At 32.9% G+C, this 23,987-nt stretch carries 34 protein-coding genes and 1 pseudogene; 23 read left to right on the top strand and 12 right to left on the bottom strand.

The window, feature by feature from the left end; all coding sequences use genetic code 11:
- Positions 1–252 precede the first annotated feature (252 nt).
- Complete coding sequence (locus ABH960_RS20835; protein ID WP_016083241.1) at positions 253–582, bottom strand: hypothetical protein; 330 nt, start codon at positions 580–582, stop codon at positions 253–255.
- 151 nt (positions 583–733) lie between these two features.
- On the opposite strand from ABH960_RS20835, the pseudogene ABH960_RS20840 reads away from it, so the two are divergent.
- From ABH960_RS20840 to ABH960_RS20865, 6 genes and pseudogenes are all read left to right on the top strand, one after another.
- Positions 734–1,024 (top strand): annotated as a pseudogene (locus tag ABH960_RS20840) (Tn3 family transposase); the annotation flags it as partial.
- 419 nt (positions 1,025–1,443) lie between these two features.
- Positions 1,444–1,974 carry a DUF4352 domain-containing protein gene (locus ABH960_RS20845; protein WP_107888461.1) on the top strand — a complete coding sequence of 177 codons (531 nt, stop codon included), beginning with the start codon at positions 1,444–1,446 and terminating at the stop codon, positions 1,972–1,974.
- 12 nt (positions 1,975–1,986) lie between these two features.
- On the top strand, positions 1,987–2,331 hold the full coding sequence (locus ABH960_RS20850; RefSeq protein ID WP_107888460.1) for a DUF4064 domain-containing protein: 345 nt from the start codon (positions 1,987–1,989) through the stop codon (positions 2,329–2,331).
- A gap of 241 nt (positions 2,332–2,572) precedes the next feature.
- Positions 2,573–3,085: a hypothetical protein gene (locus tag ABH960_RS20855; RefSeq protein WP_001035636.1), complete on the top strand. Its 513-nt coding sequence runs from the start codon at positions 2,573–2,575 to the stop codon at positions 3,083–3,085.
- Positions 3,086–3,393: 308 nt separating this feature from the next.
- A complete protein-coding gene (locus ABH960_RS20860) occupies positions 3,394–3,750 on the top strand; it encodes a hypothetical protein (protein WP_033728813.1) in 357 nt (118 codons plus the stop codon).
- 101 nt (positions 3,751–3,851) lie between these two features.
- The gene (locus ABH960_RS20865; RefSeq protein WP_107887138.1) at positions 3,852–4,127 is read left to right on the top strand and encodes a hypothetical protein; all 276 of its coding nucleotides are present in this window, start codon (positions 3,852–3,854) and stop codon (positions 4,125–4,127) included.
- A gap of 330 nt (positions 4,128–4,457) precedes the next feature.
- Here ABH960_RS20865 and ABH960_RS20870 read toward each other — a convergent pair whose 3' ends face one another.
- Positions 4,458–4,574 (bottom strand): YjcZ family sporulation protein, encoded by a 117-nt coding sequence (locus ABH960_RS20870; RefSeq protein WP_002069235.1) that lies wholly within the window; start codon positions 4,572–4,574, stop codon positions 4,458–4,460.
- A 268-nt stretch (positions 4,575–4,842) separates the two neighbouring features.
- Entirely contained in the window at positions 4,843–5,313 is a 471-nt protein-coding gene (locus ABH960_RS20875; RefSeq protein WP_404448120.1) for a hypothetical protein, read from the bottom strand.
- Between the two features lie 273 nt (positions 5,314–5,586).
- Here ABH960_RS20875 and ABH960_RS20880 point away from each other — a divergent pair, with 273 nt between their 5' ends.
- The 3 genes from ABH960_RS20880 (at position 5,587) to ABH960_RS20890 (ending at position 6,553) form a co-directional block, all read left to right on the top strand.
- Positions 5,587–5,976, top strand: a complete 390-nt coding sequence (locus ABH960_RS20880) for a YflT domain-containing protein (protein WP_242311198.1) — start codon at positions 5,587–5,589, stop codon at positions 5,974–5,976.
- A 50-nt stretch (positions 5,977–6,026) separates the two neighbouring features.
- A complete protein-coding gene (locus ABH960_RS20885; protein WP_404448123.1) occupies positions 6,027–6,227 on the top strand; it encodes a CsbD family protein in 201 nt (66 codons plus the stop codon).
- A 74-nt stretch (positions 6,228–6,301) separates the two neighbouring features.
- Positions 6,302–6,553, top strand: a complete 252-nt coding sequence (locus tag ABH960_RS20890; RefSeq protein ID WP_000522902.1) for a GlsB/YeaQ/YmgE family stress response membrane protein — start codon at positions 6,302–6,304, stop codon at positions 6,551–6,553.
- Between the two features lie 163 nt (positions 6,554–6,716).
- Here ABH960_RS20890 and ABH960_RS20895 read toward each other — a convergent pair whose 3' ends face one another.
- Positions 6,717–6,917, bottom strand: a complete 201-nt coding sequence (locus ABH960_RS20895) for a methyltransferase (RefSeq protein WP_002140674.1) — start codon at positions 6,915–6,917, stop codon at positions 6,717–6,719.
- A gap of 197 nt (positions 6,918–7,114) precedes the next feature.
- Between ABH960_RS20895 and ABH960_RS20900 the strand changes: the two genes are divergently transcribed.
- From ABH960_RS20900 to ABH960_RS20920, 5 genes are all read left to right on the top strand, one after another.
- Complete coding sequence (locus tag ABH960_RS20900) at positions 7,115–7,453, top strand: STAS domain-containing protein (RefSeq protein WP_144613273.1); 339 nt, start codon at positions 7,115–7,117, stop codon at positions 7,451–7,453.
- A gap of 6 nt (positions 7,454–7,459) precedes the next feature.
- On the top strand, positions 7,460–7,942 hold the full coding sequence (rsbW, locus tag ABH960_RS20905) for an anti-sigma B factor RsbW (RefSeq protein WP_088047893.1): 483 nt from the start codon (positions 7,460–7,462) through the stop codon (positions 7,940–7,942).
- Positions 7,905–8,681 (top strand): RNA polymerase sigma factor SigB, encoded by a 777-nt coding sequence (sigB, locus tag ABH960_RS20910; RefSeq protein ID WP_404448130.1) that lies wholly within the window; start codon positions 7,905–7,907, stop codon positions 8,679–8,681. The genes rsbW and sigB overlap by 38 nt, the downstream gene beginning before the upstream one ends.
- Before the next feature lie 69 nt (positions 8,682–8,750).
- Positions 8,751–9,191 (top strand): ferritin-like domain-containing protein, encoded by a 441-nt coding sequence (locus ABH960_RS20915; RefSeq protein WP_002011070.1) that lies wholly within the window; start codon positions 8,751–8,753, stop codon positions 9,189–9,191.
- 173 nt (positions 9,192–9,364) lie between these two features.
- Entirely contained in the window at positions 9,365–10,507 is a 1,143-nt protein-coding gene (locus ABH960_RS20920) for a SpoIIE family protein phosphatase (protein ID WP_404448133.1), read from the top strand.
- 39 nt (positions 10,508–10,546) lie between these two features.
- Here the strand turns inward: ABH960_RS20920 and ABH960_RS20925 are convergent, their stop codons facing one another.
- From ABH960_RS20925 to ABH960_RS20935, 3 genes are all read right to left on the bottom strand, one after another.
- On the bottom strand, positions 10,547–11,404 hold the full coding sequence (locus ABH960_RS20925) for a CheR family methyltransferase (protein WP_404448136.1): 858 nt from the start codon (positions 11,402–11,404) through the stop codon (positions 10,547–10,549).
- Positions 11,405–11,420: 16 nt separating this feature from the next.
- Entirely contained in the window at positions 11,421–14,111 is a 2,691-nt protein-coding gene (locus ABH960_RS20930; protein ID WP_404448139.1) for an ATP-binding protein, read from the bottom strand.
- Positions 14,112–14,317: 206 nt separating this feature from the next.
- On the bottom strand, positions 14,318–14,569 hold the full coding sequence (locus ABH960_RS20935; RefSeq protein WP_002168986.1) for a hypothetical protein: 252 nt from the start codon (positions 14,567–14,569) through the stop codon (positions 14,318–14,320).
- Between the two features lie 222 nt (positions 14,570–14,791).
- Between ABH960_RS20935 and ABH960_RS20940 the strand changes: the two genes are divergently transcribed.
- The 4 genes from ABH960_RS20940 to ABH960_RS20955 all read left to right on the top strand — a co-directional run bounded on the left by ABH960_RS20940 (position 14,792) and on the right by ABH960_RS20955 (position 16,419).
- Entirely contained in the window at positions 14,792–14,932 is a 141-nt protein-coding gene (locus ABH960_RS20940) for a hypothetical protein (protein WP_002011076.1), read from the top strand.
- A gap of 36 nt (positions 14,933–14,968) precedes the next feature.
- Complete coding sequence (locus ABH960_RS20945) at positions 14,969–15,499, top strand: general stress protein (protein ID WP_340850911.1); 531 nt, start codon at positions 14,969–14,971, stop codon at positions 15,497–15,499.
- 287 nt (positions 15,500–15,786) lie between these two features.
- Positions 15,787–16,014: a DUF4028 family protein gene (locus ABH960_RS20950; protein ID WP_078178460.1), complete on the top strand. Its 228-nt coding sequence runs from the start codon at positions 15,787–15,789 to the stop codon at positions 16,012–16,014.
- Between the two features lie 93 nt (positions 16,015–16,107).
- Positions 16,108–16,419, top strand: coding sequence for a YbjQ family protein (locus tag ABH960_RS20955; protein WP_000637510.1), 312 nt, complete (start codon positions 16,108–16,110; stop codon positions 16,417–16,419).
- 119 nt (positions 16,420–16,538) lie between these two features.
- Here the strand turns inward: ABH960_RS20955 and ABH960_RS20960 are convergent, their stop codons facing one another.
- The 3 genes from ABH960_RS20960 to ABH960_RS20970 all read right to left on the bottom strand — a co-directional run bounded on the left by ABH960_RS20960 (position 16,539) and on the right by ABH960_RS20970 (position 19,631).
- On the bottom strand, positions 16,539–17,726 hold the full coding sequence (locus tag ABH960_RS20960; protein ID WP_404448145.1) for an MFS transporter: 1,188 nt from the start codon (positions 17,724–17,726) through the stop codon (positions 16,539–16,541).
- Positions 17,727–17,796: 70 nt separating this feature from the next.
- On the bottom strand, positions 17,797–18,477 hold the full coding sequence (locus tag ABH960_RS20965; protein WP_404448149.1) for a FadR/GntR family transcriptional regulator: 681 nt from the start codon (positions 18,475–18,477) through the stop codon (positions 17,797–17,799).
- 164 nt (positions 18,478–18,641) lie between these two features.
- The gene (locus ABH960_RS20970; protein WP_404448152.1) at positions 18,642–19,631 is read right to left on the bottom strand and encodes a zinc-dependent alcohol dehydrogenase family protein; all 990 of its coding nucleotides are present in this window, start codon (positions 19,629–19,631) and stop codon (positions 18,642–18,644) included.
- Between the two features lie 361 nt (positions 19,632–19,992).
- On the opposite strand from ABH960_RS20970, the gene ABH960_RS20975 reads away from it, so the two are divergent.
- The 4 genes from ABH960_RS20975 (at position 19,993) to ABH960_RS20990 (ending at position 22,984) form a co-directional block, all read left to right on the top strand.
- Positions 19,993–21,210 carry a sensor histidine kinase gene (locus ABH960_RS20975; protein WP_404448155.1) on the top strand — a complete coding sequence of 406 codons (1,218 nt, stop codon included), beginning with the start codon at positions 19,993–19,995 and terminating at the stop codon, positions 21,208–21,210.
- Positions 21,200–21,844 (top strand): response regulator, encoded by a 645-nt coding sequence (locus ABH960_RS20980; protein ID WP_002087211.1) that lies wholly within the window; start codon positions 21,200–21,202, stop codon positions 21,842–21,844. Before ABH960_RS20975 ends, ABH960_RS20980 begins: the two co-directional genes overlap by 11 nt.
- A gap of 163 nt (positions 21,845–22,007) precedes the next feature.
- On the top strand, positions 22,008–22,442 hold the full coding sequence (locus ABH960_RS20985; protein ID WP_002064089.1) for a hypothetical protein: 435 nt from the start codon (positions 22,008–22,010) through the stop codon (positions 22,440–22,442).
- Positions 22,443–22,564: 122 nt separating this feature from the next.
- Complete coding sequence (locus ABH960_RS20990) at positions 22,565–22,984, top strand: hypothetical protein (protein WP_404448160.1); 420 nt, start codon at positions 22,565–22,567, stop codon at positions 22,982–22,984.
- Positions 22,985–23,021: 37 nt separating this feature from the next.
- Here the strand turns inward: ABH960_RS20990 and ABH960_RS20995 are convergent, their stop codons facing one another.
- Positions 23,022–23,162 (bottom strand): YflJ family protein, encoded by a 141-nt coding sequence (locus tag ABH960_RS20995; protein WP_000273535.1) that lies wholly within the window; start codon positions 23,160–23,162, stop codon positions 23,022–23,024.
- Between the two features lie 152 nt (positions 23,163–23,314).
- On the opposite strand from ABH960_RS20995, the gene ABH960_RS21000 reads away from it, so the two are divergent.
- Entirely contained in the window at positions 23,315–23,677 is a 363-nt protein-coding gene (locus tag ABH960_RS21000; RefSeq protein ID WP_002011092.1) for a hypothetical protein, read from the top strand.
- 26 nt (positions 23,678–23,703) lie between these two features.
- Here ABH960_RS21000 and ABH960_RS21005 read toward each other — a convergent pair whose 3' ends face one another.
- Positions 23,704–23,889, bottom strand: coding sequence for a YhzD family protein (locus ABH960_RS21005; protein ID WP_000539551.1), 186 nt, complete (start codon positions 23,887–23,889; stop codon positions 23,704–23,706).
- Positions 23,890–23,987: the final 98 nt, after the last annotated feature.

Here is a 23,987-nt window from a genome sequence, read left to right on the forward strand (position 1 = left end):
ATCTTACAACTATAAATTATAGACTTAATTCAGTAGCATGTAGTTCATTAAAATAATACTTTGATTTCTTTAAGCACTACAGAAACAACTTTATTATTTTTTAAGCGACTTTATTTTAAATTAAACAACTTTTTTGTCACTTTACAGTACCCCTGATTTGAAAAATTCACTTTACTGTACATAGCAAGAATCCTGTTATCTCCACTTATAAGTACACTTGTAAATATATTTGCAAGTGTACTTATAAGTGGATTATTTGTATTCCTGTCTATATAATTTAAACGAATAAATAGCTCCAATAAAGAATACAAAAGCTTCAAATAATATAAAGATTTGACGGAAATTCTCAATATCTTTACCAACTAAAGAAATAAATATAGCATTCATTAGAATTTGAGTAGTAAACATACGAGAAGTAATTTTTAAATAAATAGCATTTGTTCTTTCATCTGGTTTACCAATTTTTTTGTAAATAATAATAAGTGCAATTACTGAACCCAAAAATAGAAGTGCTGTAAGTCCTACAACGATATTGAAATTGCCTGTACTTTCTAACATCCATTTATTTAATAGATCAATCATTATTATCTTCCTTTCCTACATAAGAGAATATTTCGTTCTTCTTTTTCACTATAATAAAAAATGAAAAAGGAAAACATCGAACTTTCTTACAAACATTCGTGCATTCTTACAGTTTTGTCACTTTGTAAATGTATTCATCGTCTTGCCTTTCGCTATTTTCTTTGAAAAACATAGTGAATTACGAGAAAGAGTGCTACAAGATCAACTTCAAAGAAGTAGTGCACTAAACCTCTTAATTAATGCAATTAGTATGTGGAATATTATTTATTTAAGTGAAGCAATAAAAGCTTTGAAGAAAAAAGAACAATTTGATGAAGAATTATTAAAACATAGTTCTCCAGTAAGGTGGGAACACATTAACTTTCTAGGAGGATACCGATTTAGCAAAAGAGAAAGTGCACCAGTAGACTCTCTACAACCACTAGAAACAACTAAACAGTAAGAAACCGATGATCTCTTAGCGTACGAAATTCGCGTTTTGTTGGTGCTCCCCCATCGCTATCAAGCTAAGGTTAGATTGGGAAGAGAAAGAGAGCTATTATGAATGATTCTCTTTCAAAATCAAATAAATTTATTATTCCTGAAATATTGTACGATGAAAGCAGAAAAACGATTTTTAAATAACTTTAATAACCACCTATCCAGTAAATTTGATAGGTGGTTATTGTATTTCTGTGGCTTTAAAATAAAGATTGATAATTTATAAAAAGTCTGAATATTTAAAATGAAGATTGATAATATGCAAAAAAACACGGCTCTCTTTTTTTTATTTTCATTCGACAAAATATGACAATAATATGATTGATTGTTTGATACGATAAGTTCGGAAATCTTACATTTTACATAACTGGAGGAAACATAATGTATAAAAAAATGGGTACAATTGCATTAGCTGGAGCACTTACTTTTAGTTTAGCTGCTTGTGGTGAAACAGAAGTAAAGGAAGTAAGTAAAACTGATGCCCCTAAACAAGAGGAAAAAAAGGACAAAAAAGCATCTACTGAAAACAAAGTTTATAAAATCGGGGATACGGTAGAAGTTAATGGTCTACAACTAACTTTCAGTTCAGCTAAATTCGTTGAACCTAACGAATACATCAAGCCTGAAAAAGGAAAAGTTCTAGAAATCGCGTTCAATGCTAAAAATAATGGAAAGAAAGATATATTTTTCGGAACTTCTGAATTAAAAATCGCTGATGCAGAGGGTAACCAATTCAAAGAGTACTTTGGCGGAGAAAACACTTTTGTGACTGAAAATATTGCACCAGGTAATCAAATCACAAACAAAATGTTGTACGATGTACCAGAAGGCGATAAATTCACAGGTACATTCAAACCTACATTTACATTTGATGAAAAATCTGTGAAATTCGAATTCGAAGTAGCTAAATAAGGAGAAATTAAAATGAAAAGAACAACTGAATTTGTATTAGGACTTATTGGTGGTATTTTTGGTATTATTTGTGCGTTTATCGCTTTAATGATCGGTGGTATGGGAGCTGCGTTTGAAGCTGAAGGTGCAGACAGCATCATTGGTTTAGGATGGGGAGCTGTTGCTCTATCTATCTTAGGAATCGTTGGCTGCGTAGTAGTTAAGAAGAACGCTAAAATTGGCGGTATCATGATGACAGTTGCTGCTATTGGCGGATTTATCTGTATCTCTATCGTTTACTTATTACCAGGAGTATTATTATTAATTGGCGGGTTAATGGGTATCTTCCGTAAAGATAAAGCTGCTGTATCTGCTTAAAATAGGCACTCGAAAGAGTGCTTTTTTTATTTCTCAATAATCGAAATTACTTAACGTGGTAAAATAATATTTGGATTGGCATCCAATACCATATTACTATATGATGGTTCAAGTCGCAGGAAGGCACCTTAGGGTGTCTTTTTTTATTTCATTTCGACATAATATGACAAAATAGTTGTGATTATATTTGTTATGATAGTTCAGGTAAATCTTACATTTTAAACGCTGGGGGATACATACTATGAACAAAAAACTATTAACAACACTTACTTGTTTCACTTTATTTATGGGATTAGCAGCATGTTCATCTAACGAGACAGCAAGTACTTCCAAAGAATCTAAAGCTGAGCAAGAAGCACAAAAGGAAGCTGAGAAAGCGAAGAAAGCTGAAGAAAAAGGGACTGTGAAAAAGGAGAAAGCAGAACAAGAGACGGCTGAAAAGCAACGCAAACAGCAAGAAGAGGCTACAAAAAAGGAACAACCAACAACTACTTCTGGTAACACTATTAAAGGCTTAAAAGACGAACTATCCATTGGTATGCCATTTAAAGATTATCTTGCTAAAAAGAAATCATTAAATGTAGAGAATCCCTTCAGTATTTCACTCGGAAAAGGTAATGTAGGTAGTGTTCTTCAAGCTCAAGATGGAGTATTAGTTGTATGTATTGATGGAGAAAAGATATTCGATTTAAAAACATTTAAAAATGTTGATGAAGCTAAAGAATACGAAAAGAGCTTAAAAGTAAAACAATAGATTCGATTCATATTTTTCAATGACCAACATTACTTAATATGGTAAAATAATATTTGGATGGAAGTCCAATACATATTATTAAAATTAAGATGGTTCAAGTCGGAGGAAGGCACCTTAGGGTGTCTTTTCTTTATTTCTTAAAGGACCTTCTCATTCATCATTAAAAAGCATAAGGTTATGTAAACTTCATTTTTATTTTTAAAACAAATTGGTTAATTGATTTAGATCATTTTAATAAAGTATTGCATACTATGAAACTATAATCTATAGGTTATTAATCCTTTAATTTAGTGGGAGGTGAATTTAATATGCCTTTCTCTACTGGTCCAATTGAAAACGTAGGAAATCAACCTACTAATGCAACTAGAGCTAGGGTTAAAATTCTCAATCGTACTGCAGGTCCACTTACTGGGGTAGTTAGATCTTTTAGACTTGACGGTACAAGAACATTAATCGAACAGATAAACTTTAATGTGGCTGCTAATGCTTCTGAATTTATAAATCTAAGTTTAGTTCACTCTACTTTGGGACAAGCACTTCAATATGAAGTTGAAATTGTTCCTAATCAAAACGGTGGTTTATACAGTGTCTACGGAATAGCACCTGGTAATGTTATTATTACTGCACAACGAGTTTTGAATTCAGAACTAACGCAGATTCTTTAGTTTTAAAATTAAAGTGGTTCAAGTCGGAGGAAGACACCTTAGGGTGTCTTTTCTTTATGCCAAAAAATGTTATATTTAACTTATGGAAAGGGGAGAAAATAATGTTAAACGAATTAATAGCAATGGATAAGGATTTAAAAGATTTTCTTTGCAAACAAATATTCGAAAATCGTAATGCTGTAGAAATGAACTTAATTTTTGAAGGTGAAGATTATGGACATAGTGAACAAGCTATAACAAATGCGTTATACATCTTTAAGAATACGGGATTAATAAATCAACCTCCAATGGGAGTATTAGGAACAGTTCCTGGAAACTATGATTTTCTAATTGACGATCCAAGGTTCAACGAATTAAAGGGACAAGGATATCTATAAGGGGTACCTCCACATGCCCATCAAGTTAATATTTTGAGTACCCCAAAAACAAAAATTTTATCTCTCCACAGTTAGTTGTCTATGAGAATTCAGTTCATTTTTTTTTTTTGGATAGTTGCTTTTCTTAGCTTGATGGGTGTGTGGTGCTCCCCCTGTTAGTAGTAATTTTAATATCACTATGGATAAATTACTTTTAAAACTTTACTTCCGAGAACGATAATTATGTAAATAAGCTGTCCATATGGGCAGCTTATTTTATCTTTTGTTTAGCACGGGGATTTTTTCGTGAAGAAAAGACACCCATATAAGAGTGTCTTTTCCGATAGTTTTTTAGCAGAAGCAGCTAGCTCCAACTATGATTAATAAAATAAATAATACAACTAATAAAGCAAATCCTCCAGCGAAGCCGCCGCCGCCGCAACTACCACAACTACCACCAAAGCCCATAATAGTTCCTCCTTTAGATAAGAGGATAAAACAAGGGGTCACTCATGTATTTTAACGGGTTCACTTTACTTTATGTTTTTAAGCATGAATTGAGCAGGTCCTTTTGAAAATAAAGAAAAGACACCTTATAAGGTGTCTTCCTTCGATTTGAAACATTTTAAGTTTAATAATATACGGTCTCGCCACAGACCTATTAGGCTGGCATTTTATAGTGTTTCTGAACAAAATTTTGTGCTGATTTTGAATCCTTAAGTTGATGGGGATCCTTTTACGTTTTATCATTTTTAAAAAAATCCTTCATTATCTTAGCGCCTTTAATATTCACCGTCACACCTTCAACTTTATCTTTCTTCTCATCTTTAGCAATCGTAATTTGTTCCTTATTATCAACCCACACAAGAAACTCTTCTTTTGAGTCATCTTTATATGTAACGGTTATAGTAGAATGCGCAGATGCCCTCTTTTTTTGATCTAGTGTGATTGTTTTCGGTGTTCCTTTTTGGACTGCTGAAGCGATTGATTGTATCATTTCCTCGTTATCTGTTTGAGATTTGGAACTAGTATTACTTGTTGTTCTGAACATCTCAATGTTGGTAATGTCTGCAGAGTTTAATTGAATGGCATTTTTCGTATTTTCTTGCTTAGTTGTTGGAGTATTGTTTGTAGTAGAAGTGCTTGTACAACCTATTAAAGTGAAAGATAGAACACTTAGAGCGCATATAAATATGATTTTTTTCATAGTATCCCTCCTTATGTTTAATTATAATAATTTTCTGTTATTTTAGGTAGTTATTGTAAGGAGATAATTTTGTAAATCATAGGGAGACATGTTTACTAGTTTTAATGATGTTCGTATGAATAATATGAAGCGTATATATGAAAAATATGCGGTTCATTCTCTATCAAAATCAAAATTCACATAATTTTTTTCATATTTTATGTTTAACATTTCGAAAATGGGTGTATTACATATAATATAACAAATAATTCATTTTAGAGGAGGAAGTTAAAGATGGAAACGAAGTATAGTAAACCTTTTGTATATGAATTTATTACGGAGAAAGAGGTCATGAATGCAGCGAATGATCTAGTGAAGAAAGGAATAGACCAAAAAGATATTTACGTATTAACACATGAGAAAGAAAGGACAGATAGAATCGCAGACAATGTAGACGTGAATACAATTGGAATAAAAGAAGAGGGACTTGGGACAAGTATTATTAATGTTTTTCAAAAAACAGGAGATCAGTTAAGAAATAAGATGCAAGAATTAGGACTTAATGAGGAAGAAGCTAACTTTTATGAAGAAAAACTGGATGAAGGGAAAATCTTGTTATTCGTTAAGGATTTAGAAAGAGTCGGTGAATGGTTACAAGAAAGAAGATGCACGTATTCTATTTAAATTCATACTCTTTAAATCTACAAATCTATTACGAAAAGGAGATTGGAAATATGAGTGAGAGCGGGCTAAAAGAACAAATTACTGGTAAAGTTGAAAAGAAAAAGGGACAAGTAAAAGAAGGAATTGGTGAAGTTACAGAAGATAGAGAGTTGAAAAATGAAGGGAAGTGGGAGAAGACGAAGGGAACTGTAAAAGAAGAAGTCGGAAAAGTGAAACAAAAGATAAGTGATGGATTGGATAACAAAGAATAATACATGTTTATCAAGCTTTGGTTAAACGCCAAAGCTTGATAAATCCATTATAAAAATATATAGGAGGTCTAATTGTGGGACTTATTATTACGTGTATTGTAGGTGGACTTATTGGTGCGTTAGCTGGAATGATTACGGGAAAAGACTTTCCTTTAGGTATAGTTGGTAATGTTATTGCCGGATTAATCGGATCTTGGGTAGGTAGTGCGTTATTTGGTCACTGGGGCCCTGAATGGGGAGGCATCTTTATTCTTCCAGCTTTATTAGGTGCAATCGTCTTTATTTTAATCGTTACATTCTTTTCTAGAATGCTACGGAAAGCGTAAGTATGATAATGAATAGTAATCTTAAGTTTATTATATGTAGCTATAAAGTTAATAAACTGATAAAAATACATAAAAAAGCATCCAATTAAAATAATTTGGATGCTTTTTTAATGTATTTTACATAGGAATCAGTGAGGATGGCCCCACTGATTGAGATTACATATTAAGCTATCGTTACTTTTTTACAATTATTTATTCTTACGACCTGCCTTGGTTCTATATGAGATAAGTCCTCGCTATTACCTATATCAACTACAATTGTATTCGTTAGTATGTTAATAATGGAACCAATTAATTTTGTAGCATGATCGTGTCGATAAGAAAATTGAACAAAATCTCCCTTTTTAAAGCTGTGCTCTTCCATAGATAGATCCCCCTAAAAATAATGTTTATACATTATACATACACAAATTTATAAGGTTTAAACATTTGGTAGTATTTTTTTTAGTGTTAAGCTGAGAAAGGTGTAGAAAATTTATTTACAATTAAAATGAAAAAATATGTTTAAAACTAATTTTTATGGGTAATTACATAGTAGTAGTTTGAGATAAGGGGGCGGAAATGATGAATTTGGCAATAAATATTTTGCAAAATGATTTAGGTTATACGGTACAACTTAATGGTGAGATTGATGCGTATACGGCATCAGATTTAAAAAATAAGATTATGCCTATTGCAAGCGAAAAAGAGGTTCATATTGTAGTAGATTTTACTGAGGTAGAGTATATGGATAGTACAGGTTTAGGCGTTTTTATAGCTCTATTAAAAGCAATTAAGAAAAATGATGGAAAACTAGAGTTTATTGGTGTATCTAAAAGACTAAAAAGATTATTTGATATTACAGGACTAACAGAAATATTAAATTTGAATTCAGATATTGAAAAAGTAGAAAGAAGGTGACTAGGGATGATGGAGAAATTTGAAAAGATAGAAATGAAAATTCCTGCAAAAGCAGAATATGTGGCTATTATTCGTTTAACAATGGCTGGTGTTGCGAATCGAATGGGCTTTGCTTATGACGATATAGAAGATATGAAAATTGCTATTAGTGAAGCATGTACAAACATTGTACAACATGCGTATAAGGAAGACATTGGAGAAATTACAATTGTCTTTGGTCTATATGAAGATCGATTAGAAATTATGGTTGCGGATAATGGAGTTAGCTTTGATTTTAGCACTTTAAAAAGGAAAGTTGGTCCGTATGATATTAATAAACCAGTAGAACATTTGCCGGAAAATGGTTTAGGTTTATATTTAATAAATACGTTAATGGATGATATACAAATTATGCATGATGAGGGCATGACAGTTTTAATGACAAAATATATACAAAGAGAGCAGGTGGAGAATGATGGAAATCCAATCTCAACCTACAAATCTTACTAAAGAAGACGTTATTAAACTAATTGCAGAATTCCAACAAAACCAATGTGATGAAGCGCAGGAAAGGTTGGTTGATCACTATAAAAACCTCGTACATTCCATTGCATACCGCTATTCAAAAGGTGGGCCGATGCATGAGGATATTATACAAGTAGGGATGTTAGGGCTCTTAGGCGCAATAAGAAGGTATGATTATTCGATAGGGAATGCTTTTGAACCGTTTGCAATACCTACGATAGTAGGGGAAATAAAGAAGTATTTACGTGATAAAACTTGGGGCGTTCATGTTCCAAGGCGAATTAAAGATTTAGGCGGGAAAATTAAACTTGCGATAGAGGAGCTAACAGATCACCTACAACGTTCACCGAAGATTATAGAGATTGCGAATCATTTAGGACTATCCGAAGAGGAAGTTCTAGAAATTATGGATGCTAAAAATAATTATCAAGTATCTTCCTTAGATGATGTAGTTGAAAATTCATCTGATGGAAGTTCGGTAGCGAGAATTGAATCTGTAGGTGAAGTAGAGCAAGGATATGAAGAGACAGAAAGACGTCTCGTTTTAAAGGATATTTTTAACGTATTAAATGATACGGAAAAGAGTGTCATTCATTATATATTTGGAGAAAATTTAAATCAAAAGGATACAGGGGAACGGTTAGGTATTTCACAAATGCACGTTTCTCGTATTAAAAGACAAGCGATAAGTAAATTGAAGCAAGCGGCGTTTTTAGATACATAAAAATTTTAAAAAATTATGTTTAAAACATGAGAAAAGGGGTAGTTATTAAGTATAGGAGGAGATATTAAAATGTCACACGATGTGAAAGAACTAATCGAAGGATTGAATGAAGATTTAGCAGGAGAATACTCGGCAATTATTATGTATAACCATAATGCAGCTACAGTTTCTGGTATATATAGACAAGTGTTAAAACCTTTCTTTGAATCTGAAATTAGTGATGAACAAGGACATGCCCTATATTTAGCGGAGAAAATTAAGACGCTAGGTGGTACACCTACTACAATCCCTTTACCAGTGAAACAAGTAGAAGATGTTAGAGAAATGTTAGAAGCAGCTAGACAATCAGAATATGAAACAATTAAGCGTTATGAAACGAGAAAAGAACAGGCAGCGAAATTAAATATGACAGAGTTAGTTGTAAAGTTAGAAGATATGATTGCAGATGAAACAAATCATATGGAAGAATTAGATCGCCTTTTAAATGACAAAGCAATGGTGTTAAATTAAAAGTGGAAATTTATAGAGTGAAAGAACAAACTCTCATTTCTAGGGGGTTTGTTCTTTTGCTGTGTAAATATGTTTGAGTAGGAAATTTTCATTTTATAACTGAGTATGCAATACTAGAAAAATAGAAAATGATAATAGATTTACATTTTAAATAAGAAAAGGGGAAATAACTTGTGTCCATTTTAATTGTCGATGATAATCCGGTTAACATCTTTGTAATTGAAAAAATTTTAAAACAAGCCGGATATCAGGATCTTGTATCGCTTAATTCTGCACAAGAGCTTTTCGAATACATCCATTTTGGAAAAGATTCTTCCAGGCATAATGAAATTGATTTAATACTATTAGATATTATGATGCCTGAGATTGATGGACTTGAAGTTTGTAGGCGATTACAAAACGAGGAGAAGTTTAAAGATATTCCTATTATTTTTGTAACAGCTTTAGAAGATGCGAATAAATTAGCTGAAGCGCTTGATATAGGCGCAATGGATTATATTACGAAACCTATAAATAAAGTTGAATTGTTAGCTCGTATGCGTGTGGCATTACGCTTGAAATCGGAATTGAATTGGCATAAAGAACAAGAGGAAAATCTTCGTAATGAATTAGATTTAGCTACACAAGTACAAAGAAACTTATTAAGTAGCCCATTAAGAGAAGATCATATAAAAATTGAAGCAAGTTACTTACCTTCATTCAAACTAGCTGGAGATATGTATTATTGGTATAAAATCGATGAAAACCGCTACGGTATTATATTATTAGATGTGATGGGACATGGTGTATCTGCTTCATTAGTTTGTATGTTTATTTCGTCTGTATTACGTGAAACGATTAAATGTTTAATCGATCCAGAACTTGTCATTAAAGACTTAAATAAATATATGACTCTTTTACATAATGAGAATGACAATATTCCATATTATTTTACAGCAATATACTTAGTAGTGAATACAGAAAAGAGAACAATTGAATATGTAAATGCAGGACATCCTTCTGGATACGTTTTAGTTGATGAAGAGAATGTAGTGGAACTAAATCGCGGGAGTTGTGCGGTAGGATTTTTTGATGAAATAAAAGTTGAGAAGACAGTCATACCTTTTGAGAAAAACGCTCAAATATTATTGTTTACAGATGGTGTTCTTGAATCAATTGCAAATGATGAATTTGAGTCTGAAGAGAAATTACGTACTTTTACAGAAAGAAAATGGGGAGATTTAGAAGAAGAGATAGAAGGGTTTTATAAGGAAGAACAGAAGAAAACACAATCAGATGATATGTGCCTAATTATGATACAAACGAATGCGAAATAAAAAGCGTATGAAATCCAAACAGAGGATTTCATACGCTTTTTATTGTATTTTTTGATAGATTTGTTCGTTAGGGTTAAATTGGATATAATGCGGCATTATACCTGAAAAACGAAGAGTTTCTTTATTTCCTAAACATAGGAATCCATTGTGACCTAAGCTTTCATAAAATAGTTGCTGTACTTGGTTTTGAAGTTTACTCGTAAAGTAAATTAAAACGTTACGGCAAAGTATAATATGAAATTCGTTAAAAGATTGATCGGTTACTAAATTATGTTGCGCAAAAATAATGTTTTGTAACAGGGGTGGATTAAAATAAGCAAAACGATTATCTGTTGAATAATAGTTAGAAAATGCTTGTGTACCGCCAGCTTGTAAATAGTTTTTCGTATAAGTTTGCATTTTATTTAACGGAAGGATGCCTTGTTTTGCTTTTTCTAACACATTTGTATTCATATCTGTTGCGTAAATAACAGCTTTTTCACTTAATCCTTCTTCGTGAAGTAAGATGGACATTGATAACACTTCTTCACCAGTTGCGCATCCAGCATGCCAAATTCTAATTTCAGGATACTTTTTTAATTCAGGAATAACATGCTCTCTTAACGCTTTAAAAAAAGTAGGGTTACGGAACATTTCAGTTACATTAATGGAGAAATCATTTAATAACTGTTCTAAAAAACCTTCCTCATGAATTACTTTTTCAATTAATTTTGAAATGGTTGGGATATTAGAGAGCTGCATTCGATTACAAATTCTTCTATAAATAGATGTGCGAGCATATTGGCGAAAATCAAATCCTGACAGTTTAAATACCGCTTCCAATAGTAATTCAATTTCTAAGTTCGTACGCTTATCCATATCTACGGATGGATCAAAATTATAATACTTATTTTCCACTTAAACTAAACCTCACTTATTTTATTAACCATACACTCATTACCGAATAGAGTTGATGTAAATTTAATGGTTTACTTATATAATCTGAAGCGCCAGCAGATAAACATTTTTCTTTATCATTTGGCATTGCTTTCGCAGTTAATGCGATAATAGGTATTTCATGTAACCCTAAATTCATTCGGATATGTTCCATCGTTTCATAACCGTCCATATTTGGCATCATAATATCCATTAAGATAAGGTCAATATTTGTATTGCTTTTTAGTATTTCTAAACACTCTATGCCGTTTTGTGCAGTAATAATGTTGGCATGTTGTTTTTCTAATGCATTTTGTAATGCAAATATATTTCGGTGATCATCATCGACAATTAAAATAGTTTTCTCTTGGAAGACGTTATTTGTTTCTGGAGTAACTATAGTTTCCTCAACAACTTCAACAGGAATAATGTCATCTATCGTTGCTGCAACTTCTAAATTGGATACTTGTATATCAGTTAATCCATTTGGAAGGTTAGGAATATATACAGTGAAAGTACTGCCTTCTCCTACATGACTCTCTAACGTAATCCAACCACCTAACAATCTAGCAAACTCTTTACAAATCGATAATCCTAAGCCTGTACCACCATATTTTCGAATCGTTGCGCCATCTGCCTGTTGAAAGGCTTCGAAAATGAGTTGATGCTGTTCTTTTGCAATACCAATACCAGTATCTTTTACTGAAATTGTCATCCAATCATTACTTATAGACTGCATATCATGACTTAAATTAGTTGTTTCTATCGAATCGAAATGTAAAGAGACGGATCCTTTTTCCGTGAATTTAAATGCATTGGATAATAAGTTTTTTATAATTTGTTCAATCCGTTTTGCATCTGTATAAAACAGATCAGGAATAGCATCACTGTCTTCAATAGTAAATTCGACATTTTTTTGTGCAGCTATATGTAAAAACTTTTGATGCATACTTGCTGCCATGTCACTTATGTTCGTTGCTTCAAAAATAACATCTAGTTTTCCGGCTTCTACTTTAGATAAATCTAGTATGTCATTAATTAAAGTAAGTAAATCTTTCCCTGATGAATGAATAACGGTTGCTAATTCAATTTCATCATCGGATAAATGATTATCATGATTTTCTTTTAACATTTCTGATAATAGTAAAATACTATTTAACGGTGTGCGTAATTCGTGTGACATATTTGCTAGAAATTCTGATTTGTATTTTGAGCTACGTAATAACTCACTTGCTTTTTCCTCTAATTCTGATTTAGTAATTTGTAAGTCAGCTGTCTTTTGCTCGGCCTCTTCCGTTCTAGACTCTAGTTGTTCATTCGTTGTTCTTAATTCTTCAGCTTGCATTTGTAGTTCTTCAGCTTGCGTTTGCAATTCTTCTGATTGAACTTGCAACTCTTCTGTCATTGCTTGTGATTCATGTAAAAGAGTTTGAATTCGCATACGTCCCATAATACTATGGATCGTTAGACCTAGGTTATCAACGGTTTGTTGAATTAAATCTTGATGTAAGTCTGAAATCTCAGTTACACTTACTAACTCCATTACTGCGATCACTTCATCTTCAAATAAGATAGGGACGACTAGTAGGTTTTGAGGGCGTATTTCTAATAAGCCGCTAGTGACATAACGAAATTCTTCTGGTATTTCTCGAAGAATAAAGCTTTGTTTTTCTAAAGCACATTGCCCAATTAAACCTTCACCCATTTTAATGGATTGTTTTCCAATATCAGCACCTTGATCAGCGAAAGAAGCTTTCTTTACATAGTAGACAGTTTCTTCAATTTCTTCACGTACATAGAATGCACCGCAAGAGGTTTGCGTTTTTTGTATAACTCCACTAAGAATTTTTTTACCTAACATCTCAATAGAAGGTATACCTTGATACATTAAAATTAATTCTGCAAGCTCGGTTTGTAACCACTCTCTTTTAGATATTTCGTCTAGTAGGTGGTTCGTTGTATGAGCAAGCTCTTTTATTTCATCTCGCGTGTTTACATGAATTCTTTCAGTAATTTTTTCTTTAGAAGAAATGGATTTAATAGCTTGAATTACGTTTTTAATCGTTTTTGTAATGGAATTCGAAATATAGAGTGAAATGATAATAGAAATACAAGAAAGTAAGAACAATAAACTGTATAACCAAATCTCTAATTTATTATTTTCAGTATCTAATTGTGCAGCTCTTTTTTTCGTTAGTTGCTCCTCTACACCACGGAAGTTAGTTAGCTGCGATTGTAATGACTGAATTTGAGTCGTGTCGATTGCTTGTATGTTATTACTATTATGATTTGTAATTAATGGATGAATCTCTTTATTAATCCAACTATTAATATTTTCGTTAATCTGTTTTAATTTTTCTTGCTGAGAGGGGTTATCCTCTAATAGAGCCAAAAGATCTTGATAATGTTTTTCGTAATCCTTTTCCGCAGTGTTAAGGGATTGCACGTAATTTGCATCATTAGAAGTAATAAATCCTTTCGCTTTATTTTCAATTGTTAGCAATTCTTTCTCCACTTGATTCGTTAAATTAAGAACTTTAAAATCGTGATCAATAATAAAATTACGAGATTTTTGTAAATTGGAAATCTCATTGTTTAACATAATGAAAGAAATAAGTAAGAACAAAATCATAACTAAATAACCAGTCATAATTTTGTAGCGAATACTAAATTTTGCTTTCGATTTCATTAAAAATTCCTACCTTCAAGGTTATTCAAAGTTTTCTATTGTAAAGGATGAAAAACGTAATATATATTATATCAGTTTTCATAAGGCCAAACTAGAAATCCCCCTATTGTATTAGGGGGTCCCGTTTTGAATAGAGGAAATCATTTTGAAATATAAAAACATATATGAAAAGTAACGATCGAGGGAATAGGGGGATAATAAAACTTTTAAGAAGGAAAGAGTGTTCTTAAAGCTTTTTTTGCATCTATTCCTTCAAAGATAAATAATACAAGCTCTCTCTTTTTTACAGTAAGGAAAAAGGATATTAATGTGCTTAAGCTTTTAATAGAAGTAAGTGTTCCGTGTTTACTTATAAATAAATTAGTTTGAAATGTTGTCATTAAAGCATAAAAATGATGAATCTGCTTTATTGTAGGTGTTTCATTATAAAGAATAGTAGTAGATTGGATTGCATTCATCGAAATATTCCTTTCTGTATAGTAAGCATAACAATATAAACATACCCGTTTTAAAAAATGTTAAACATATAAATAAGAAAAAATATAATTATAGTTTTTTACGTTTAGAAAGGGTTACGAAGGGTATACATATACTACAAAGAGATTGACTGAAGATGAATTGTAAGATTTCTAGTCTATAAAAATATACTTTTACTTTAAATAAAAAGGAGTCTGGTATACATGAATGAAATGATGATTGATATTACATTTGATTTAATTTACTTGTTAAGTAGTTCGCTTGTAATGCTTTTACTATTCGCTTTTTTCGTAAATGGTTATGTTAATAAGAAGGTTAGTGTATACAGAAATGAAGAAAGATAAAGATACATTATATAAAACTTTAGGAGGTTAATAGTTATGGATGTAGATAGAAAAATAGTAGGTATTTTTAGAACAATTGATGATGCGGCATTCGTTATTAATGAATTAAAAGATAAAGGATACTCGGCGGGTAACATTTCAGCTATTGCGAAGGATCAAAAGGAAATTGAACATCTGGAAGAAAAATCGGGTGAAAAAGTGAATAGTGAAACGGCACATAAAGCGGATATCTTTTCAGCGACAGGGCTTGTGGCAGGAGGAGTAGCAGGCGGACTCGGTGGTTTATTAACAGGTCTTGGTATACTTGCCGTTTCTGGAATGGGTCCAATCGTAGCAGCGGGACCTATCGCAGCAGCTATTGGAGGAGCCGGTATTGGCGGAGGAGCTGGAAGTTTAATAGGAGCATTTATCGGATTAGGAATTCCCGAAGAACATGCTAAGAAATATGAAGAATACATTTACGATGGAAATATATTAATTTTAGTAGATGCAAAATTAGATGATAAGTTAGAAATCTATAAAATATTTGATAAACATAATGCTTATAACTCTGATTACTTTAAATAGTATGTACTTCATATATCATTTTTGGATCTTACAACTTTGGCGCGGCCGAGGAGTCGTATGAATATAAGAGAGGAAGGGCTTATATTAGCAGATCAAGTTCTATCATGTTATCCCGCATTAACGGGCAGTAAGACCCCCACCTCAAAATTCAGCGAAAGCAAAGAAGTTAGGTGGGGGTCGGGCTGCCCGTAAAAGCCCGATTGGTTCAACTAATAATCAGTGGGGGATGAACAAAACCCCCACTGATTAAAGTTTCACTTTATTGAAAAGGGAAGAGGTGTCTTTTCGTGATTGTAAAAATATTAAAGGATAGTAGTAATAGTTTCCTTTGTACGGTTCAAAATAAAAATGGAGAGAAGTATGTGAAGAAATGGTTTAGTAAACATGAAAACAATGAAGAATTAGGGCGACCAACCTTTAAAGAAGTAGAAAAGGACTGGAAAGAAAATAGAGAATCATTTGTGTATCCCGATATTAAAGCGCTTCATTCTTACAAAACTGTCACATTCATGTAAGGTAATTGAATAGATTCGTTACTTTTTTCATGTCATAATAAAGACATAAGAAAGCTAATCAAAAAACTATAAGTTATTAGGAGAGTGTCAGTCATGATTGTAACAACAACGTCTGGAATCCAAGGTAAAGAAATTATTGAGTATATTGATATTGTAAATGGTGAAGCTATTATGGGTGCAAATATTGTTCGTGATTTATTCGCTTCCGTTCGTGATGTTGTCGGTGGCCGTGCTGGTTCTTATGAAAGCAAGCTAAAAGAAGCTCGTGATATCGCGATGGATGAAATGAAGGAACTTGCAAAACAAAAAGGTGCGAACGCTATCGTTGGTATTGACGTAGATTATGAAGTTGTTCGCGATGGAATGTTAATGGTTGCTGTAAGTGGTACAGCTGTACGTATATAATTAAATAAAAAACAGGCTCACCCCTTGAAGCGTATGCTTTAAGGGGATTTTTTTGTTTTCAAGTAGTAGAAGTAAAAAGAATGAGCTTGATCCTTTAGGAAAAAGCTCATTCTTTTTATTTAAGCTATAAGATCTTTTGCTTCTACTTTCTTTTTGTTCATGACTAAAGTTAAAATGAACAAAATTAAGTTTAAAAGTGCCATTATAATAAAAATTTGCGTATAACCATCAAAATAGTCACGAGCGATTCCTGCTAGGACAGGAATGACTCCGCCCATAATGTATCCTCCGGACTGCATCATAGCGGTCCATGCACTCGCATCTTCTGAAGTTTTTGTTTCATATAGCGGTAGCATGAGAGCGAGTGGGAATACGCCGCCGAGTCCGATACCTAGTAAAATAGAAGGAATCCATGGTGTAGTTAGTGGGTAAATCATAAGCGATAAACCTACGAGTACGAAGCATATACTCCCTAATAACCAAAGTGCTCGGTTTTTATAAATATCCGCTAATGTTGGAATTAAAAAGCTGCATATCATTTGAACAACTGTAAAAACAGTTATGAGAGTACCAGCTTGTTCGCTACTGACACCCATATTTTGATTTGCGGGCGCAAGCCAAGTCGTAATGGAGTAAAAGATTCCTGATTGTAGTCCGAAAAAGATTGTGAACAACCATGCTTTTTTATTTCTTAAAGGTAAACTATTATTCTTTTTATCTTGTGTACTCGTATTCTTTTTTCGTTTCATAACCGGATACCAAAATATAATAGCGATAATAGTAAGTACACCCCAAAAAGCGAGTGCCATATTCCAATCGTCTTTTAATACATGTTGTAAAGGAATCGTTAACCCTGCACTTAAAGAAGCACCAGTTCCCATACCTACTGAATATATGCCAATCATTAAGCCGATTTTCGTAGGGAATTTTTCTTTAATAAAACCTGATAGTAACGGACCTGCAAGTGCAATTCCAATGCCGATAAATAAAGAGCTCGCGAATAATGTGGAAATGGAAAAGGTAAAAGCTCTCATGCATGTTGCCAAGCCAATTAAAATAAGACAAGCCATAATTGATTTTTCTGCCCCGTATTTCCTAATTACCTTCCCAGTCAGTAAGGCGAATGTCCCCATACAAAAAACAGGAATAGCTGTTAAAAAGCTAACGGAAAAATTGCTTATATTTAAGTCTTGTCGGATTGTTTCTAATACAGGTGAAACAGATGTAATTCCGATACGTAAATTAATAGAAACAAAAAATAGTGCTAGTATATACAAATAAGTTCGTTCTTGATGTTTCAATTTCATTTTCTCCTCTCTTAAACATCAGATGTTATTGAGTATATCATCTGATGTTTAAGTGTAATATATAAGGAGCTTATTTCAGCTCCAAATTTTGAACGGCGTATGTTCGTGCCTCTTCGGCATTTTGTTTTAAAATAGCTTGGAATAATTTTTCATGAATTTCAGAGTTATCTTCATAGTTCACTGTATTTAATATTAATTGGCTTAAAATGTGGCGAAGGGCAGGTACGAAAGATTGATACAAATCAAGTAGAACTTCGTTTTTGCTCGCCTTTGCAATTGCTAGATGAAACTGAATGTCTGCATCTATGTATGCCACATAATTTCCTTCTTGAAGGGTATTTTTTCTTTTATTCAAATGTCCTTTTAAGTATAAAAGATCCTCTTCACTTCGGCGCTGTGCCGCTAACATAGCTACTTCTTTATCTAACATATTTCTTGCTTCATACACATGATTAATATTAGCTGCTTGCAGTCGTTTTTCAAATGAATCTTGCGTTGTATTTAGTGAGACAATACGAGTACCTTGTCCTTGTCGAACTTCTAATATGCCGGCATGTACTAATATCTTTATGCTTTCTCGCAGCGTTGAACGTCCTACTCCTAACTCTTCCATTAATTGCGGCTCTGTAGGGAGGCGATCGCCAACTTCATACTCGCCAGAAAAGATTTTCTCTTGTAGACGTTCCAACACTTCATCGACTAATTTCCGCCGAGAAACTTTTGAAAAAGATTTCTTTTCTTTTATATTCATCTGCTCATCTCCTGTTATATTCGCTTTTATGATAACCAATTTAAGTTCTGTTGACAATGTTATTTTTTAGGTAGTTGAAGCGGGGATACTAAAATAGGGTTTATAAGACATAAAAAAATCTATTTTGAAAAAATCAATCAAAATAGATCTTTCAATAGCATTTACTAACCCGTCAAAAACACTTTCCCTTTCGTTTTTTCAGCAGACTGTACGACATCAACCGCACTTTTCACATCCGCTAAGTCATACGTAGAATGTACCGTCATAAAATATAATTGCTTATTTTCCACTAAACGAATTAAGTGATGAAACGTTTCTTGCCATTTATATGGTGACACTTCATTATTCCAATATCGTAAATGAAATATATTCGCGTGCACTTTTGCTTTCGTGATAATCTCTGACCAGTTTACTTGTATACCTGATAGAAGGCCGATAGTTAAAAAGCACCCATTTGGACGTAAGGAGAAAGCTAATTCATTTCCATCCGGTCCCCCGATAGAATCAATGGCAGCATCTGCACCAAGCCCGTTTGTTAACTCCATAACTGTTTCATAAAGCGGGGCAGTGGAAGTATCTATTACATATTCGGCACCAAGCTGAAGTAATTCCTCTGTATGTTTACTATTTCTCGTAACTGCAATTAATCGGAAGTTTAAAATTTGTGATAACTGAGCAAAAAGATGACCAATAGCGGATCCACAAGCATTTACTAATAAAACGTCATTCTGTTTTAAGTTTAGCGTTTCTGTGCATGTGACCCACGCCGTAAGGGGATTAATATACATTTGCGCCGCTGTAAAATCATCGATGGAATCAGGAATAGGCACTACAAAGTCAGCTGGCGTCTTCACATATTCTTGCCAAGTACCTTCTCCGCGTAACGGTAAAACCCGTTTACCGATAAGGTCTCTAGTAACGCCCGCGCCAACATCTTCTACAATACCAACACCTTCATAACCAGGAATGTTAGGTAAAGGGATTCTATGTGCATACGCTCCGGTTACGGGAATTAAGTCAGATGGATTAATCGGTCTAACTAACATACGAACTAAAACTTCATTATCTTTTAATGGTTCTATATTTTTATATTCAACCTGTAACACATCTTTTGGATTGCCAAACTCATGAAATTGAATGTGTTTTCCGTGCAAGATAAATGTTCCCCCTTAGTTTGATTGGGTTAATTATAGCATTTTTGGTTTAAATGATTATTTCATTAGCACTAAATAAAAGGGAACAGAAAGTCGTCGTTTATACTTTGAGGAGATTTTGATTGTGCAAACTTTTAAAATATACATTAATTATGTAGCATTGTATGGATTGCTGAATAATAATCTTACATAAACATCAATGCATTTCGATATACAATATTTCATATTTATATTTGGTAATGAGGATGAAGAGGAATCAGTGACTTATCCCGCTATTTGTGGGAGTCGGGCTGTATGTAAAAGCCTTCACTTTATCAAAATGTAAGTTGCATCTTGTATAATGTAATAGTGGAGGTCAGATATGAAAAAAATAAGTTTAAATATAGATTTGGATACAAATGTATTGGAAGTGGTATTTATTCCAAGAAGGTTTATTATTTTATGGGTTACACTCGTATATATAGCTTCAATGCTTTTAGAATTTCGTAATAATATTTTCTCTATGGATAGTTTTTTCTTTACAATAGTCATTGTTATTCATACTATTTTTCATTGGTATGCGAGTTCATTAAAAAATAGGCAATTGTTGTACTTCTTTTTTGTACAACTTTTCATTGTGTTTTTGGCTGCATTTATTGCAACAAATGCTTCGATAGCGATTTTTGTTGGATTAACTCCTATTTTAATCGCCCAAAGCTTATATGTTTATAACAATATATTTAAAGTAATGGCAGTTTTTACTCTTATGTATGCAATATTTTGTGCTGCAATTAGTATCAATTATGGTGTGAATAAATTAGCTATTCTTATCTCTATGTTTCTTTTAGTGTTAGCAATTATTATTCCTTTTTCTTATATTAATAAGCAGCAATTTGATGCACGTAATCGTATACAGAGCTATATTCAAGAGTTAGAGTCTGCATATATGAGAGTGGAAGAATTGACATTAGCTAATGAAAGGCAGCGTATGGCAAGAGATTTACATGATACGTTAGCGCAAGGTTTAGCAAGCTTAATTATGCAATTGGAAGCAATAGATGCCCATATGCAAAAAGGGAATACAGGACGATCTCAAGAGATTATGAAACAAACTATGATAAGAGCGAGACAAACTTTACATGATGCAAGGTTGGTTATTGATGATTTGCGTCATACTACTAATTCATTTAATGGAGCAGTAAAAGAAGAGGTTCAACGTTTTTCTGAAGCTACGTCTATACATGTGAGATTTACTATCCAAAGCCCACCGTATATTTCAAGCGTAGTAAAAGAGCACTGCTTATATGTAATTAGTGAATGTTTAACGAATATCGCAAAACATTCACAGGCAGCAGATGTAAATTTAAATGTTGAATATATCGATGATCTTGAAAAACTTACTATTGAAGTTGAAGATAATGGAATTGGTTTTGACACTAGATATATCGGTAAGAATCCTGGACATTATGGTTTAATTGGTCTAAATGAGCGTGTTCGATTGATTAAGGGAGAAATACATATATTGAGTGAAAAGATGAAAGGTACGAAAGTGTATATTCAAGTGCCTATAAATAAAGAAGGAGATAGCCATGAAGCATAACGTATTAATTGTAGATGATCATTTTGTTGTAAGAGAAGGTCTGAAATTAATAATAGAAACGAGTGATTCATTTCAAATTATAGGTGAGGCTGCAAACGGAGAAGAAGCCCTTTCTTTCATAGAAAAGAAGAAACCTGATGTCATTTTAATGGATTTGAATATGCCTAAAATGAGTGGTTTAGAAACAATTGAGGCTTTGAATGAAAAACAAAACCATACGCCGATTATTATATTAACTACTTATAACGAAGATGAATTAATGTTAAAGGGAATTGAGTTAGGGGCAAAAGGATATTTGCTAAAAGATACGGATCGTGAGAATTTGTTTCGAACATTGGAAGCGGCTATTCGAGGTGAGATTTTACTACAACCAAATATTATGGAAAAGATAGTGAAGTATAAAAGGAAAGAAGTACATGCTGATAAGGTTGCAGAAAATAACTTAACGGTTAAAGAATTGTTTGTGCTGAAAGCTATTGCGCGCGGATATAAGAATAAAGAAATTGCATTTGATATGGGAATAGCTGAGCGAACGGTAAAAGCATATTTAACAAATATATACAATAAATTAGGTGTTAATTCACGGTCAGAAGCAGTAGCTGTATCTATTGAAAGGAAGTTAATTCATTTTTAAAACATTATATATGCCCAATCGTACATTATAGGCTTGCCCTTTTGTACGATTTTTTTATTTCTTTCTCATGTTATGCTTCAGAAAGTATGAGAGATTTAAGAATAATCTAATTGCATTACAATTATAGACGTTTCTAATGTAGGAAAGGAAGAAGAATAATTAAATGGAAACTTTGCTTTTAATTCCTGTATTAATTTTCTTTATTTGGCTGCAAAGCAAACAAAGAAAATTAAACTGGATAGATATTATAACTTTTCTCATGATGATAGGGATTATTACTTATACGGCGCCGCAACCAATGACTAGGGATTTACAAGCAGAGTTACTGGCAGTTACGCTTATTTCTTTCGCTATTGGTGTTTGGCAAGGTGGGGGAATTACAGTCTGTTATGAGGATGAAATTTTATATATTACAAATGGAAAACAGTATTCCATTTCATGGATTCTCTTAATAATTGGCAACATAATTATTATTAATATATTTGAAGGTGGATTTACATTTAATGGACCGTGGTTTCTTTTGTGTAGTGTTGTCATTACATCTGGGGTGAAAACCAGTATTCTATGTGTTCTGTACAAATTAACAGTGCGAAATTGAATGGAAAATCAAAGCTGTTTTCTTTTATCCCGACATAAAACGTATTGCTGTAAGTTCATTAAAAGACTGTAGTTGATAAAAAATGAGAAGGAAGTATTGGAAGAATGGGGGAGTTAACGTAGATGTTTCTACCTATTACTATATTTGATAGGTTTAGTTGGCTGGGGAATGTTGCTTTCTCTTCAGAAAAGACTAGCAGGAATCGAGCGCTTTCGAGGGCTGAAGAAAGAGATGTTAATTTGTGTAATAAGAACTGTATAGGTTCAGTTAATAATATGCATCAAAAAATAACGATAGATTCTGTGGAATATGGTGATAATTGTATATTGGGCCGTGCAGAACCTCATTCAACAATTGTCATAACAAGTAGTGATATGTATGTTGGAAGCGGACGGGTTAATAAGTGTGGGGAATTTAAAATATATACAAATGATTATCTGGAAGAGTATTTGGTACTAGAGATTCAGTTGATAATGGGCGGTTTTTATCAAGGAAGTATAACGGTAAAGTTAAAGTATGATGATTTTCTTTTTATTTACTAAATAAAAAGGAAGCAACCGTAGTCGCTTCCTACATCTATTAAGCCGAAGCTTTCTTCATTCTCTCAAGTAAACTAGATAAAATATGTGTACGATAAGATTCTAGTTTTTTACCTTCGTAAGTACGAATCCCTAATTTTTTAAGTTCTTTTACATACCAACCTTTGCTTCCGAAATACATGTGATCGCTCCCCTTCAACTTTGTTTACTTGTCCTGATTGTACTTGGAGGTACGGGTAATATAATGAAGGAAATGAATTTCGCGCGAAAATGGTTAACTTTGTTGCAAAAGACATATATACTAAGGGTAGTATATAACGAGGTGGGCAAGACGTGATTATAGAGAAGCACGAAATTCAAATTGACCAAATTACGAGCGGTAAAGTGAATATCTTTACTTTCTATAGAAATAGAAAGCAAGTTGATGATCATTTTTTACGATTGCAAGAACCATCGCTTACAGCAAACTACTTCTTCCATTTTCATTTTGATGCAGAGAGCTTGCATCTTCTGCAGGAAGAATTTCCAGGCGTATATCCGTACGACCGTAGTGACACGATTCACGACTGGACGGAAAAGATGAAAGCGGAATTGCAACATCAGATCCAAACAGGAAAATGGAATAAACGCGTACGTATCGGTAATCGTATTCTAGATGTGGCGTTTACGTGGTGTGACGAAGATATAGTAGAGTGAAAAAGAAGCGGATGACGCTTCTTTTTTTAGCGCTGGAATAAAACGAGCTTACCTGCAGAAGATGTGCAGCGATGTGTTTTTTCATACAATCCTTTCTCTTGTAAAATAGATTCACCTTTTGCTTTCGCTTCTTTTTCAGTTGCCGCCTCGAATGATTCGTCTAATGCTTTAGAACCATCTTTTTCAAAGACTGTTAGAACGTATACTCCCATGAAAATTCCCTCCAATAATAAAAATCAGAATCTTATAACTATTTTGGCATAAATCACTAGAATATGCAAAGAAATATATGACATTGCGTGGTAAAATA

It is taken from the genome of Bacillus sp. RC252 (genome assembly GCF_044909215.1).
In the GTDB taxonomy this organism is placed as follows: domain Bacteria; phylum Bacillota; class Bacilli; order Bacillales; family Bacillaceae_G; genus Bacillus_A; species Bacillus_A mycoides.